At 37.2% G+C, this 15,132-nt stretch carries 12 protein-coding genes; 9 read left to right on the top strand and 3 right to left on the bottom strand.

Annotated features, from left to right (window positions below):
- The 9 genes from hpt to Q0E71_RS04735 form a co-directional block, all read left to right on the top strand.
- The coding region (gene hpt / locus Q0E71_RS04775) for a hypoxanthine phosphoribosyltransferase (RefSeq protein WP_294796566.1) at positions 1-373 on the top strand (373 nt) is incomplete at its 5' end.
- Position 374: 1 nt separating this feature from the next.
- Positions 375-2,186: an ATP-dependent zinc metalloprotease FtsH gene (gene ftsH / locus Q0E71_RS04770; RefSeq protein ID WP_294796564.1), complete on the top strand. Its 1,812-nt coding sequence runs from the start codon at positions 375-377 to the stop codon at positions 2,184-2,186.
- Positions 2,187-2,554: 368 nt separating this feature from the next.
- Positions 2,555-3,769, top strand: a complete 1,215-nt coding sequence (locus tag Q0E71_RS04765; protein ID WP_294796561.1) for a DUF819 domain-containing protein — start codon at positions 2,555-2,557, stop codon at positions 3,767-3,769.
- Positions 3,770-3,923: 154 nt separating this feature from the next.
- Positions 3,924-4,676, top strand: a complete 753-nt coding sequence (locus tag Q0E71_RS04760; RefSeq protein WP_294796559.1) for an ECF transporter S component — start codon at positions 3,924-3,926, stop codon at positions 4,674-4,676.
- A 2-nt stretch (positions 4,677-4,678) separates the two neighbouring features.
- Positions 4,679-5,455, top strand: a complete 777-nt coding sequence (locus Q0E71_RS04755) for a type III pantothenate kinase (RefSeq protein ID WP_294796557.1) — start codon at positions 4,679-4,681, stop codon at positions 5,453-5,455.
- Entirely contained in the window at positions 5,448-6,428 is a 981-nt protein-coding gene (gene dusB, locus Q0E71_RS04750; RefSeq protein ID WP_294796555.1) for a tRNA dihydrouridine synthase DusB, read from the top strand. The genes Q0E71_RS04755 and dusB overlap by 8 nt, the downstream gene beginning before the upstream one ends.
- Positions 6,429-6,759: 331 nt before the next feature.
- Positions 6,760-7,545, top strand: coding sequence for a hypothetical protein (locus Q0E71_RS04745; RefSeq protein ID WP_294796553.1), 786 nt, complete (start codon positions 6,760-6,762; stop codon positions 7,543-7,545).
- Position 7,546: 1 nt separating this feature from the next.
- Positions 7,547-9,703: an S-layer homology domain-containing protein gene (locus tag Q0E71_RS04740; RefSeq protein ID WP_294796551.1), complete on the top strand. Its 2,157-nt coding sequence runs from the start codon at positions 7,547-7,549 to the stop codon at positions 9,701-9,703.
- Positions 9,704-9,817: 114 nt separating this feature from the next.
- The gene (locus Q0E71_RS04735) at positions 9,818-10,945 is read left to right on the top strand and encodes a phosphodiester glycosidase family protein (protein ID WP_294796549.1); all 1,128 of its coding nucleotides are present in this window, start codon (positions 9,818-9,820) and stop codon (positions 10,943-10,945) included.
- 100 nt (positions 10,946-11,045) lie between these two features.
- Here the strand turns inward: Q0E71_RS04735 and Q0E71_RS04730 are convergent, their stop codons facing one another.
- The 3 genes from Q0E71_RS04730 to Q0E71_RS04720 form a co-directional block, all read right to left on the bottom strand.
- Positions 11,046-12,449, bottom strand: a complete 1,404-nt coding sequence (locus tag Q0E71_RS04730) for an ABC transporter permease (protein WP_294796547.1) — start codon at positions 12,447-12,449, stop codon at positions 11,046-11,048.
- Complete coding sequence (locus Q0E71_RS04725; protein WP_294796545.1) at positions 12,439-14,862, bottom strand: CARDB domain-containing protein; 2,424 nt, start codon at positions 14,860-14,862, stop codon at positions 12,439-12,441. Before Q0E71_RS04725 ends, Q0E71_RS04730 begins: the two co-directional genes overlap by 11 nt.
- Positions 14,846-15,132: ATP-binding cassette domain-containing protein (locus Q0E71_RS04720; protein WP_294796543.1), on the bottom strand; the 287-nt coding region annotated here is incomplete at its 5' end. The genes Q0E71_RS04720 and Q0E71_RS04725, both read right to left, overlap by 17 nt.

Below are 15,132 nucleotides of genomic sequence, written 5' to 3'. Positions count from 1 at the left end.
GCTTAGAGTAGACTTTATGAGAGCATCAAGCTACGGAAACAAGACTAAATCAGATGGCAAGGTCAACATAAAGCTAGATATGGAGTTTGATCCAAAAGGTGAGGACATACTGATTATCGAAGATATCATCGACTCAGGCTTTACGCTAAAGTGTCTTCACGAGTACCTTTTAAATAAGGGAGCAAAATCAGTTAAGATAGTTACACTACTTAACAAAAGTGAAAGAAGAGTCGTAGATATAAAAGTTGACTACGTTGGCTTTGAAATACCTGATAAGTTCATCATCGGCTACGGTCTTGATTATAACGAGCACTTAAGGAATCTGCCATATATTGGAGTTTTAGATGAAACTTGTTTAGATGAGGAGGAATAAATTGAGAAGATCTTCAATGAGAAATATAATTGTTTATGCATTTATATTGATACTTGTCTTCGTGTCACTGAGATTTTTCTCGGGCAGCTTTTTTGAAGAGGACAGGGCCAATGTCAATACCTTCATAAACGATATTAAAGATGGAAAAGTAAAGAGAATTAGCCAAGAAGGATACGGATTTAAATATACAAAGAACGATGGCAAGAGCGATTACGTAGAGGTAGACCCTAACGTATGGAAGTCCATTTACGATGATTATGTAAAAGACAGAGTTATAGCGGACAAACTTCAATACGACGTTACTATGCCTAGAGATAACTCAATGATGATAAACATATTAATGATGCTCGGATCAATGATATTCTTCATGTTTATCATGAGAGCCTTAGTGTCACCAAGAGGTCAAGACGGAACGAGTCCTCAAAACTTTGGTAGATCCAGAGCAAGAGAGTCTAAAACTGTCAATGGCAAAGTCGTCAAATTTGCGGACGTTGCAGGACTTGTCGAAGAAAAAGAAGAGCTATTTGAAATAGTTGACTTCTTAAAAAATCCTATGAAGTATATCAAGCTTGGCGCGAGAATACCAAAAGGCGTTTTGCTAGTTGGTGAGCCAGGTACAGGTAAAACATATCTATCTAAGGCAGTTGCTGGCGAAGCAGGCGTGCCATTCTACACTATATCCGGTTCAGACTTTGTGGAAATGTTTGTCGGCGTTGGTGCTTCAAGAGTTAGAGATTTATTCCAAACAGCGAAGAAGAACGCTCCATGCATAGTCTTTATCGATGAAATCGATGCTGTTGGTAGACAAAGAGGCGCAGGCCTTGGCGGCGGTAATGACGAAAGAGAGCAAACACTTAATCAACTCCTTGTAGAGATGGACGGCTTCTCTCAAAACGAAGGCATCATCGTTATGGCGGCAACTAATAGACCTGACATACTTGATAAAGCCTTACTAAGACCAGGTAGATTCGATAGAAATATCTACGTTTCACTTCCTGACGTTAAGGCGAGAGAGGCAATACTTGAAGTTCATGCAAAGAACAAAAAGATAGATGAAGATGTTGACTTAGAAAATATTGCTAAGAAAACAGTTGGCTTCTCACCAGCAGACCTAGAGAACCTTCTTAATGAAGCGGCTCTATTAACAGCTAGAGAAAATCTTGATAAGATACCTATGAGACTAGTTCAAGAAGCGTCAATCAAGGTAGTTGCAGGACCAGAAAAGAAATCACAAACAGTCATAGAAAAAGAAAGACAGATAGTTGCCTACCACGAAGCAGGTCACGCAATAGTTAGTCACTACACAGATGAGCTATATCCAGTAAACATGATAACTATAGTACCTAGAGGCAGGGCAGGCGGCTTCACAGAATATCTTCCAAAAGAAGACTTTAATTACACAACTAAGTCCATGATGGAGAATATGCTTAAGTCCTTACTTGGTGGTAGAATTGCTGAAGAAATTATCTTTAAAGATATATCTACAGGCGCATCAAACGATATCGAAAGAGCTACAGAGCTTGCGAAAAACATGGTGACTGTCTATGGTATGAGCGAAAAACTTGGACCAGTTTGCTACGACAATGAAGGCGAAAACGTTTTCATCGGCAGGGACTATGGCAGAACGAAAGTTTATTCAGAAGAAGTTCAATACGCTATAGATCAAGAGATCAAAGACTTTATCTTGAAAGCAAAAGAAGAAGCAACACAAATACTTATAGAGCACAAAGATAAGCTTGAAAAATTAGCGCAAACACTTCTTGAAAAAGAAACAATCAATAGACAAGAATTTTTAGCAGTTCTTGGTGAATAGTATATAGAGCACTTGCTTAGGCAGGTGCTTTTTTATATTGCTAATAGCTTTGCTAAGCAAGTTTCTAGCAGATGGTATATGACGAGCAGATGGCATACGACGAGTAAATGATATATGACGGGCGGGTGACATATGACGAGCAGATGGCATACGACGGGCAGATGACATATGACGGGCTAATGACATGTGTCGCGCGGATGAACTATGGTGCGCAAAAGCATTAGTATGGGCTACTCACTATTGATTAATTTTCAAAATACTCAAGAAAGAATAAGAAAAATTTATACAAATGAGCATTTATACTTGAAAAAATATTTATCTAGTGATATAATTATAGTTGTAATAGTTTACTATAAAGGAGTGATTTTATGTTTTTAGCAAGTTTTATTTCGCCTGAGAATACTTGGGCTCTATGGTCAGTTTTAGCCTGCTCAGCAGCTCTAGCTATATTCCTAGAACAAAAGTACAAATGGGCAAACAAGGTAACAGGTTGTATCCTAGCGCTAACTATCACTATGATACTATCAAACGTGAACCTAATCCCAGCTGGTGCACCAGTTTATGATGCAGTTTGGGACTACGTAGTACCTCTAGCAGTACCTATGCTATTATTCAAAGCAAATATCAAGAAGATTGCTAAAGAATCAGGAAGAGTATTTATTATTTACTTACTAAGTTCATTAGGAACTATACTTGGTTCTTTCGCAGCATTTTATATTTTAAGAGGCGCTATATCAAATATTGGCAATATTATCCCTATGTTCACAGGAACATACACAGGCGGTAGCGTTAACTTTGTAGCTATGGCTGACAACTATGCAGTTGATCAATCAATTACAAGTGCGGCACTAGTTGCGGATAACCTACTAATGGCTATATACTTCTTCGTGCTTATAGCTCTACCAGGTATGACATTCATACAAAAAGCTTACAAACACCCATACATCGATGAACTTGAAAAGAACTCTGATCTTAAAGACAGCAGCAAGACTATGGCAGCTCAATATTGGGGAGCAAAGGATATATCATTACTTGATATAGCAACAGTAGTTGCAAGTGCCTTCCTAATCGTTACTGTATCAGATCTTATTGCTTCATTCTTAGGTTCAGTTATACCTACAAGCAACTTTGTATTGCAATTATTTAACGGTCTATTAGGTAACAAATACCTAATCATGACAACTATCACTATGATACTTGCATCAGTATTTAGCGGCTTCTTCGAAAAGATTAACGGCAGCCAAGAAATCGGTACTTTCTTAATCTATTTATTCTTCGCTGTAATCGGAGCACCAGCTTCATTAAAGTTAATCATCGAACAATCTCCACTACTATTAGCACTAGCAGCAATCATAGTATTCACAAACTTAATCATATCACTACTATTTGGCAAGATATTCAAATTCTCAATCGAAGAAGTTATCATTGCTTCAAACGCAAACGTTGGTGGACCAACAACAGCAGCAGCTATGGCTGTATCTAAGGGCTGGCAAGCACTTATCGTTCCAGCACTATTAGTTGGTACACTTGGCTACGTATTAGGTAACTGGTACGGTATTTTAGTAGGAACAATACTACAATAATAAGAATTAATTAGTAAACTATATTATTACAGAGTAAGCAGTCAGTATATTGGCTGCTTATTTTTTTAATCATTGCAATGGTGATGGTATTTGTGCTATAATATTTATCGTAAAACAAACGGTATCCTTAGCGAACCGGAATGGAGGTAATTTTATGAACATGAGCAAGAACTCAAAAAGAGTTGCGTACACAGCTATATACATAGCTATCGTACTACTATTCGCATTTACGCCGATAGGCTTTGTGCCAGTTGGGCTAACTAATGCAACGACACTACATATACCAGTCATCTTGGCGGGTATACTAGAAGGTCCACTTATTGGGGCCATTGTCGGATTTGTTTTTGGCATCACAAGCATAATCAATGCTATCATCAAGCCAAATCCTATATCCCTAGTATTTTTAAACCCGATTATAGCGGTTGTGCCAAGAGTTTTGATAGGACTACTATCAGGTCTTGTATTTAAATTTATGAGTAAAAGAGATGAAAAAACTAACAAAGCAATCACTTTAACAGTCTTTACGCTGATCTTCATCTACTACTTAAGATGGGTCATCCTATACATAGGAAGTCCTGAGATCAAGACCATAATCAAAGTTGTTAACGCAGTATTTTTGCTGCTTACACTAATGATACTTGCCTTTATCATCAAAGGCTCGAAAAAGTACAGACTTGACATCGTCGTGCCGACTTTCGTTGGAACACTTGTAAACACTGGACTTGTACTTTCATTTATGTATTTAATCTATGGCACGTTTATAGAGGGAGCGCTGGGACTAGAAGCAGGTGCTTCGAAGGGCTATATACTAGCGATTGCAACAACAAACGCAATCCCTGAACTCATCATAGCCATAGTAGCGGTGACTGTTATTGCTTCAAGAGTACTAGCAATTGAGAGGAGATAATTATGCTATTAGCAATGGATGTCGGCAATACTAATATAGTTTTAGGCTTGTTCGACGATAATAATATGAAAGAAAGCTTTAGGCTATCGACTGATAAGGACAAAACTTTGGATGAATATGGTATCATCTTTCATGACTTTTTAGATTTTGCAAAAGTTGACGCGAAAGATATAAATGCTGCCATCATCTCATCGGTGGTGCCGCCTGTGACAGGACCACTGATTGATGCAATCAAAAAATATTTTGGGGTCGACGCAGAGCTTGTCGGCAAAAACCTTAAGACAAAGATCAACATCGTTATGGACAATCCAAAGGAAGTCGGCTCGGACAATATTGTAAATTCAGTAGCCGTTAGAGCTATCACAAATAAGCCCGCTATAGTCATAGACTTAGGTACAGCAAATACTTATCATTACTTAAATGAAAAAGGCGACTACCTAGGCGGCATCATCACGCCGGGCTTTAAGATATCGATGGACGCGCTATCTGAGAGGACATCAAAGCTTCCACGCGTTGAGCTTGAAATGCCTGAGCACGTTCTTGGCAAAAACACTGTTGAGAGCATCAAAAGCGGCATTATGAACTCAAAGATTGGGGAGATGGACTACATCATAAAGAAGATTTTAGAAGAGATAGGAAAGACTAAAGACGAGGTTCTAATCGTTGCAACAGGCGGACTTGCTGAAAAAGTCGCTATTTATAGCGAATATGTTAATCTTATAGAGCCAAACCTAACTCTTTTAGGCCTTTATGAAATATACAAGATGAATCATGCTTAAAATATCGAATTTTGAGATAAAAAATTCACTAGTCTTGGCGCCGATGGCAGGCTTTACTGATTACGCCTTTAGACACATAGCCTGTGAGCTAGGCGCTGGCATGACGGTCTCCGAGATGGTTAACGTCAAGGGCCTTGTTCATGACGACAAAAAGACCTTGGATTTAACAAAGAGGATAAAGGACGAAGCCATCTATGCGGTTCAAATCTTTGGAAGCGATGAGGACGACTATAAAAGAGCGATAGAGGATTACTTAAACGCTATGGACATCGATATCATAGACATAAACATGGGTTGCCCTATGCCAAAGATAACTAAGAATGGCGATGGCAGCGCACTTTTAAGAGATACAGAAAAAGTATATAGCGTGGTCAAAGCCGCAAAGAGCGCTTCGAATAAGCCCATCACCGTAAAGATACGCATCGGCTGGGACGATGAGCACCTTAATGGCGTAGAGAACGCTAAGGCGATAGAAGAGGCAGGAGCGGATGCAATCACCGTTCACGGAAGGACTAGAGAGGCCTTCTACACAGGACGTGCCAATTGGGACTACATTAAAAAGATAGTAGACGCAGTCGATATACCCGTCATTGCCAATGGTGATGTGGCGAGCCTTGATGATTACAAGAGGATACTTGAAGTGACAGGAGCAGAGGGCGTCGCTATAGGCAGAGGGGCGCTTGCAAATCCATTCTTATTTAAAGAGATAGACAGCTACCTAAAAGGCGAAGAGTATATTTCAGAAGAATACCAAAAAATAGACGTCGCACTAAGGCACATGGACCTAGATCTAGAACTATATCCTAAAGAGCTATTAAAAAACAATATGAAGAAGCAGCTTTTACAGTACATCAAGGGCCTAAGAAACGCTGCTAAGGTGAAGAATGCCATCTGCGAGAGCAAGGACTTTGATGAAATATATGAAATTTTGTTAAAGTATAGAGAAAATTTAAAAAACAATACCTATGTATAGAAAATTTTTATAACACAATAAATTATTATCATTAAGACTAAAATATATTGAAATAGTATAAAAAATGTTGTATAATTATGATATAAATAACGAAAAGAGTTGACAAAGAATGTTTGATTTGAGAAAATCGTTAGACAGACAGACAGACAGACAGACAGACAGACAGACAGACAGACAGACAGACAGACAGACAGACAGACAGACAGACAGCTAGCTAGTTTTCTGTCTTATTTTCGTGTAATTTTTGAAGTTGATAAAGGTACTTACCCTTGCTGGTAGGTCTTTTGTCAACTTTTTTTATGCAAAAATTAAAATATAAGGAGGAAGAAAAATGAAAAGGACAAAAAAGATTATGAGCTTAGCATTAGCCATAATCATGGTGCTTACTGCAATAGTAGGTAGTGTAAGTGTATTTGCTGAAAGCCAAATTGAAAGCGGATACAATGAAAATGGATGGGTGATTGAAGGCTGGATTAATTTATCCAATGTAGTAAATAATGTCGCTTCTAATCAAGAAACTATTGAAAATGACAAAACTTATTACAAAGGAAACATATCTGCGGAATTTAACCAAAGAGATTTATTTGAAGGTGCATATCAAAAGTACAAAAATGACTTTGAAAATAAAAAGATATTAGGCAAATACTGCAGAAACATAATTATGTTTAATGAGGGTGGAACTAAACCAACTGTAGAATGTAAAGTAAAATTCCCAGAAGGAGTAGCAGTAGATGTAAATGCTATAAAAAAAGATTTTATTAATAAAAATGTAGTTACAGATTTAATAAAAAGTGTAGAGTTTTCATATGATGATAGTGATAATTCAGTAAAAATTACTTTTTATTTAGCAACAGATGCTTACTGGCACGATTATGAAGGTTTCTTTAATCTTTATGAAAAAGAAGCAGCAAAAGCTGAAGAAGCTGCAAGTAAAATAAAAATTTCTATTCCATACGAAGTCGAAGCAAAAAATAATATTAATAACTATGGTGAAATTACTGTTAATGGTCATTGTAACTTATATAAATCAGGTAAGATATTTGCAGGCATGAAAATGGTAGACATAACTTTAAAAGAATTTACAAAAACAATCTTACTAGAAAGTGGTGAAAACTAAAATGAATAAAAAATTTACAAGAATTTTTAGTCTTTTAATTGTCTTTTTACTAAGTTTATCATTTTATCCAAGTTCGTTTGTAAAAGCTGAAGACAACAATATTGACATTAATAAAATGATAGAAGATAATTATTGGATAGACTTTAAAACCGTAGATAAATTTGGAATGACATATCTAGTACCAGAAGGAGCAGACCTTATTGAGAAAAGTTTTCTTAAAGATTTAGCTAAAAATGATATGGATAATACGAATAAAATGAATTACAACACTGGTTTTAGAACAGATAGAAATGCGCTTTTTGATATGTGGAATTGGGATGGTTCTGAAGGATATAAGCAAGTTATAACTAGAGATTATTCAGGTGATGATCCATATTATGTAGCAACGCCAGATGGAAAGAAAATAAATATATATGAAGGCGGTAAAGTTAATAACCCACTTAACTTTGATATAGACAAAAAAACTATCGCAAATACAGATGACTATAATATGTATGCAGACTTAGTTAATGCTAAAAATAATAATACAAACAATGTTGATAAGTTTAGAGTTGGTGATAACTTTGATTTAGACTTTGTTGTTGATACTTCAATATTAACAAAGTACCAAAATACTAGATTTATAAATGGAGTAAACACACAAAGCGATCTTACAGATGTTTGGCTTGCAGATCATGGTAAAGCCCTTGCAGATGATATATATGTATTTAATTTAGATTTTCCGAAAAGCATAGATACTAGAGAGATGAAGCTAGAGCTTGTAGGCTTGGAAGGATATGATACAGAGATACAAACAGACGAAGTTGGCGATAGAATAAAAGTAAGAGTAGTTGCTGATGAGGATAAAGAAAGAGATATAGTATCTGTAAAAGATTTTTTTAACAAATTAAACAATTCTAATGAAAGAATAATATTAAGAATAAAAAATCTTAAAATTAATTCAGCTGCTAATATAGCTGGTGAAAATCAAATAACAGCAAGCTTTGGCGGTATGTATGATTTATGTATGACTTACGAGAATAATGAAAAAGAGCTAGAGACAAAAGATATTAACGATAGAGCTTATTTCAAATACTTTAGACATGATAAAGAATGTTTTATAAACAGAAATATAATTTCATTTGCAGCAAAACAATCAGATGCTGGCAGAGATCCAGCTGCTGACAAGACTAAACCAAATCTAATTTCTTATACTTTCAATGTTGAAGAAAGAAAAGCAAGTCACAATCCAGTTGTTACATTCATTAACGATGACAGATATTATGACGAAAGAGAAGTTTATGAAGGCACATCCATAAACCAAAATAGCTATATGCCAAGAGATCCAGAAAAGAGAGGCTACAAGTTTATCGAGTGGAACACTATGCCTGACGGAACTGGTATGACATTTACTGGCGACACTATAGTTTATGAAGATATGACTGTTTATGCTATTTACAAGAAAGACAGAAGATATGAAGATGAGAGAGAAACAGCTGATGAAGAGCCAATGCTAAACATTAACGATCACTACCAATACATGGTCGGATATAAGGACGCAACATTTAGACCAAATAACAACATGACTAGAGAAGAAGCTGCTGTAATGTTCTCAAGACTTATGGTAAGAAGACCAATAAAGGGACACATTTACAATCATAATTTTAAGGACATAGCAAATACTAGATGGTCTGCGACAGCTATTAGCTACATGAATGAACTTGGTTTGATCAAGGGTTATCCTGATGGAACTTTTAAACCAGAAAAGAGTATAACAAGGGCTGAGTTTGCGGCTATGGCAACTAGATTTGCTAACCTATTTGGCGGCGGACTTCAAGGCTTTGTTGACGTACCATACACTCACTGGGCTAACGATGCTATAGCTAAGGCAGCAAGTGCTGGTTGGGTAAGTGGTTACCCTGACGGTACATTTAAGCCTGAAAACAAAATTACTAGAGCTGAAGTAGTTAGTATCACAAATAGAATGCTTACAAGACGTGCTGACAAAGATTTTATTACTAAACATAGATCAGCAATACTAAGATTTACTGATACTCCTACTCACTGGGCATTCTATGACATTGCCGAAGCATGCAATGGTCATGACTATACAAGACAAGGTACAATTGAAGAAAATTGGCAAAATGTTAACTTAAAAACTTTTGTTTACGATAAATAGGATTAACTAGATAAACAAGATTAAAAGCTGAGGTAGAAATACTTCAGCTTTTCTATTGCAATTTTTTTGCCTTTCTTATATAATAGAATAAAGTAAACGAAGAGAGGTAATATTATGAAGAAGAAAATATTGGCACTAGTCATGGCCATCACATTATTCGCAAGTCAAGTGAATCTATTTGCAAAGACTGAAGTAAAACAAGTTAAGCTTAGAAACAGAAGCTGCAATGTAATTACTGTTACAGCTGATGAAACTACTGCTTTTAAGGTGGTTAAGCCAAATATGAAGCAAGTCGGTGTAACGAATTTTAAAAACTTTATTGCGTCATACAAGCCGAGAGCTGCGATAAACGCAAACTATTTTGAAGCGTATAAGGGCGGCTACTACCCATATGGCACGCAAATGACTGAGGGCAAGATGATCAACATGTCAGGCGATCACGCGTCTCTACTTGTTTTTGACAAGAATAAATTTAAGATAGTACAAGGTTTTCTACGTTACAATGGTTTTCTTGATGGATTAAGGGAGAATGATTGGACTATACCAAATAAAGCAAACACTTTTGAAATTTGGAATGTCAATGGCAATCTAACAAGCGAAAAAGGCGCTTACGTATATAATTCATACAGAAATGTAGCTACTAAGTTTGGCGGCGGCACTGTTATAGAAGTCGTTGATAATAAAGTAAGTAAAGTATATAAATCATCTGAAAACATGGTTTTACCAAAGAATGGCTACATAATTTACTATGGCAAAGAGGCTTGTGACGATAAATATATTTCTGATAGATTTCAAGAGGGAAGAACTGTTGAACTTGAATTAGTTTTGTCAAAGAAGACTAAAGACGGCTTTGTGACTGAAACTGATTTTGATTACAATGGAGAAAAAATTCCATATACAAAGGTAAGTGAGATAATATCGGCAGGACCTTTACTAATAGAAAACTCAAAGAGCGTATACGAAACTTATGTTAAGGGCATGGAAGCAAAGATGACAACTGGTGCAGGCGCAAGAACACTTATAGGCATCAATAAGTCAAATCAATTAGTCATGGTGACTACATCGGGCACTATGGCACAAGTCACAGGTATAATGCAAGACCTTGGCTGCACTGACGCTTTTAACCTAGATGGCGGAGCATCGAGCGCTATGTATGCGAACGGAAAGTACTATAGAAATGCAGGCAGAGCACTTAACACAGTATTTTTAGTGCAAGATGTAAAGCCAGAGAAGAAGAAATAGATTATAAAGATAAATATAGGCGATGGATGAGTCCATCGCCATCGTTATGCAAAAAAAAGAGTGGGCAGATTAATTTGCTCACTCTTTTGCCTTTATCTATTTAGTTTTGTCTCATCGCTTCAAGTGCGCTTAGCTTAGTTGCCTTCTTAGCAGGGAAGTAACCTGATACTATACCTATAAGTGCTGAGAACACTAAGGACGCTAGTGCTAGCCACGCTGGTATGATTGACATCTTTAACTGAGATGGATCAAAGTCTGGCGAGAATCCGCCTCCTGACATGTTTGCTGCAAAGCCATATTTCACGCCCAAGTAGTTTAAGAGGGCACTTATCGCGTAGCTGAGGACTATACCTATAAGGCCGCCAAGTAGACCGATGAAGGCTGATTCAGTAAGGAACATCTTCTTGATATCAGAGACGCTCGCGCCTATAACCTTCATAACGCCAATCTCTTTGGTTCTTTCGTATATACTCATGACCATGGTATTCGAGATACCTATGGCTGCGACAAGTAAGGATACGGCACCGATACCGCCAAGTATCAGTCTTTGAGTTTTAGATGAGTTATTGATTTCGACTAGGATATCGTTTAGCGAGTGCGGCTTAAGGCCCATAGCTTCAATTTGCTCTTGAACTTTTTGAACATTGTCAACATTATCTACTTTAACTTTGATGTTATTGTATTTGTTTTCTTTGTCTTCACGTCCGCCATACATATAATCGTTGTAGCCATTTTGTCTATTGCCTGCTTGTAATTTTTTGGCATCCTTTTTCATCTTTCTAAGATAATCTATGGGCATAACTATATAATAATTATTTTCGTAGTCATCGTCTCTAAATACGCCGACTGCTTCTATCTGATACTTTTGCTTAGGCTTGTTAGCCTGATTTTGGTTTCCTTCTGGGTCGAAGCCACCAGCTTGATTAAGTGTAAGAAACATCTTAGTTGTAAGAGGGTCTCTCTCTTCTTGTTGCGAGGCGCCCATACGTGGCCTTTGCGGATTGCTTAGCCATCTAAGAACGTCTCGGCCCATGACTACTTGATTTACGTCGCCTTCTTGAAGCATTCTACCACTGTCAAGCTTTATATCAAACTTCGCGTATTCAACTGGGTCAACGCCTATGATGCTCGCGTATCCTTGTAGATTCTTGACATTGATTTGCGCTTCAAACTGCTCAGTGGCAAGAACTGCTTCTACATGCGGAATCTTTTTTAGCTTTTCAACAGTTGCGTCGTCAAGCTTAGCCACCTTGTCAGTTTTTTTCTTCTTGCCATCTTCCTCATCCATGCCACCATATCTATTGGCAGGGTAGATGTCGATTTGAGTTAAGGAGCCGGCTGATGCAAGCTGCTTCTTAGTCGAGTCCGTCATACCGAAGCCTAAGGATATCATCATGATGATGGATATAGAGCCAATAACTACACCTAATACTGTTAAGAATGTTCTTAATTTTCGACGATTAAGATTTCTCAAACTCATCAATATTAGATCTTTAGTCTTCATCTATCTTCAGATCCTTTTCTTTATTTTTATTCTTAGTCTTCTTATATATAGTAAAGCCGATTGCTCCTAATAAAAGCACTGCGACTGGTATATAGAATAGCGGCTTCTTGTACCATGGCGTATCGCCCATCATAGGTCCGTCTGGCATCGGCATGCCATCTGGTCCAAGCTCTGGGTCCATAGGTGGAGCCTCATCAACTGTTATATTAATATCTTCTACTTGTTCTTTGACTTCACCAGTTGAGTCCTCATATGTGAATTTTAATTGAGCTTTGACTTCACCTGGTTCGTTCGGCATGATTGAGCCTTCGTAAATGTCTTGTCCACCGGAGTTGAAGTTACCAATATAGTATGTGCCGTTATTAATAGTAGCGTTATCAGCTGTTAAAGTCACCTTGAAGTTATATAGAGTAACTTTACCTGTGTTGTAGAAGTTTGCTGTGATAGGGATGTTGTCACCAACAAAGGCATTTGTTTGATAATTTATTGGGTCGATATCAAGTTTTGATTCTTGATAAACTGGCACGCCAATATTTTCACTTGATTTGTACTCGTTGTTTTCGTCGTCTTCATATTCAAAATTAGCTGTGATAGTATATGTCTTTGCTGTAGCGTCTGGCACAACAAACATTTTGATAGTTTTTTCAACTTTGCCATTTGGAGCTATCCTACCAATATAGAAGGTATTTGAGCTATCAACTGGAGTGAAGACTGATGAGCCTGATGTGTTTGAGTTACTATCAGTAGTGTCTTGACTTGTTAGATCTATCTTAATATTTTTAACAGCTTTTTTCGCGTTTGTATTATAGAATGATAAATTCATTTCAAACTCATTTCCAGCAAGTGGAAGCTTTGGAGTGAATTCGTATCTGTCTATAATTAGCTTAGGTGTTGATTTCTTCGCGTCTTTACCATCGCCAATGCTTTCTGGGTTGTTTAGGAAGACGCCGACGATTTGTTCAACAGTTTTTGGCTCTTTTGAATCAGTAAAATCATCAAGATATTCTATCTTAATATTGATAGGGTAGTTCTTAGTTGAGCCGCCCTTTGTTGTAAAGAATTTGTAGCTAACTGTTTCTTCTTCGCCAGGAGCTAGGTCCCTAACAAGTATGTCGGAGACTGTTCTTGATACAACGCCTGATGGATCGTCGCTCTTAGCGCTTGCTCTGATCCTCTTAGCAACTGATTGACCTTGATTTCTGATCTTAAAGCTTACATCGAATGTTTTATTTACACCAAGTGTTGCTGCTGGGAATTTTAGGTCTTGTATAATTAATTGTGAGTCTTGAGAAGCGTCTCCACCTATATTAATAAAGGCAGATGTTTCTTCTTTTATAGCTTCTTTATTGAATTCACTTTCATAGCTTAATCCGGTTTTTATTTCATATGAACCAAATTTAGCAGTTTTAGCTACGTTCATTTCATAGTAAACGTATGTTTTTTTACCTGGTTCGATAGCTTGAATCTTTTGAGTAGTAGTTGCACCTCTAACAGCTAGACCAGCTTCAGCAGGTAAAGAGATGTTTAATTCAATATTTTTCGCTAATACATCGGAAATGTTTTCAATTTCATAGCCAAGAGCTACGTATGAGCCGGGTACAACATTTGCTTCAGGAAGGACATCAACTCTAGTGATTTTTAATTGAGCTTTGTTTTGACTTCCGCCGTTTACTCTTACATAGGCTTCGCCATATACTTTTACTGATTCGCTATCGATTCTTGCTTTACCTGTAACAGATACTTTATAAGTGCCTGCCTCAGCGCTTTGAGGTATTCTCACTCTAAGCTCTACATCGCCACGGCCACCATAAGTGTTTGTGATGTAGCAGTTGTTAGGACTGTCGCTTGTTGCTCTCAAGCCATAAAAGCTAAGGCCAAAAAATGGTCTTTCAGTTTCAAAGTAAATAGACGCTTCTTCGCCAGGATTTAATTCAGTTGTTGATCTTGAAATTAAATTGATCTCTTCGTCTTTGCCTGGGGTGTCTCTTTTATTTACATTTACTCTTACATTGCATTCACCGTAAACGCTTTTATTGCCAGACTTACCTTTAACGGTAACTTTATATGTGCCTTGTTCAGCAGCATTAGTTATCTTTATCTTAACCGTAATTTTACCATTGCCACTTGCAGTTTTTATAACGTAGCAGTTGTTTGGACTATCTGTACTAGCTATGATATCTGTAATCTCATCATTGCCACTTGGTAGGGAAAAGTTTATATATTTTTCTTCACCTTGCTCTGCGACCAAACTTGGGTCAGATTGTAAGATTACTTCTTCAACTGCTGGAGTTGTGCTTGGTTCTGTTGATTGACCAGGTTTACTTGGCTTGTTTGGGTTTCCTGCAAATATATTTACACTCAAGGTGCTTATCATCATTACAGCTATTAATAATATGCTAAATATCTTCTTCACTTAATTGTGCCTCCTTTTTATTTGTGTTCATTTCGTCCTTTTCGATTAGACCGTCACGCACGTGAACGATTCTGTCCGAGTAGACTGCTGTTTCTAAGTCATGAGTTACTATGATAAGCGTTTGTTTATCCTTCTTCGTCATAGTAGTCATCAGTTCCATAATCTCGACACTAGTCTTAGTATCAAGGTTACCTGTTGGTTCGTCCGCAAAGACTATCTTCGGTTTATTAACAAAAGCTCTCGCTATACTTACTCTTTGCTGCTGACCAC

This window comes from uncultured Fenollaria sp., from assembly GCF_934202865.1.
Taxonomy (GTDB): domain Bacteria; phylum Bacillota; class Clostridia; order Tissierellales; family Peptoniphilaceae; genus Fenollaria.
The sequence above is the reverse complement of the archived record's forward strand: the minus strand, read 5'-3'. Positions and strand labels throughout refer to the sequence as shown.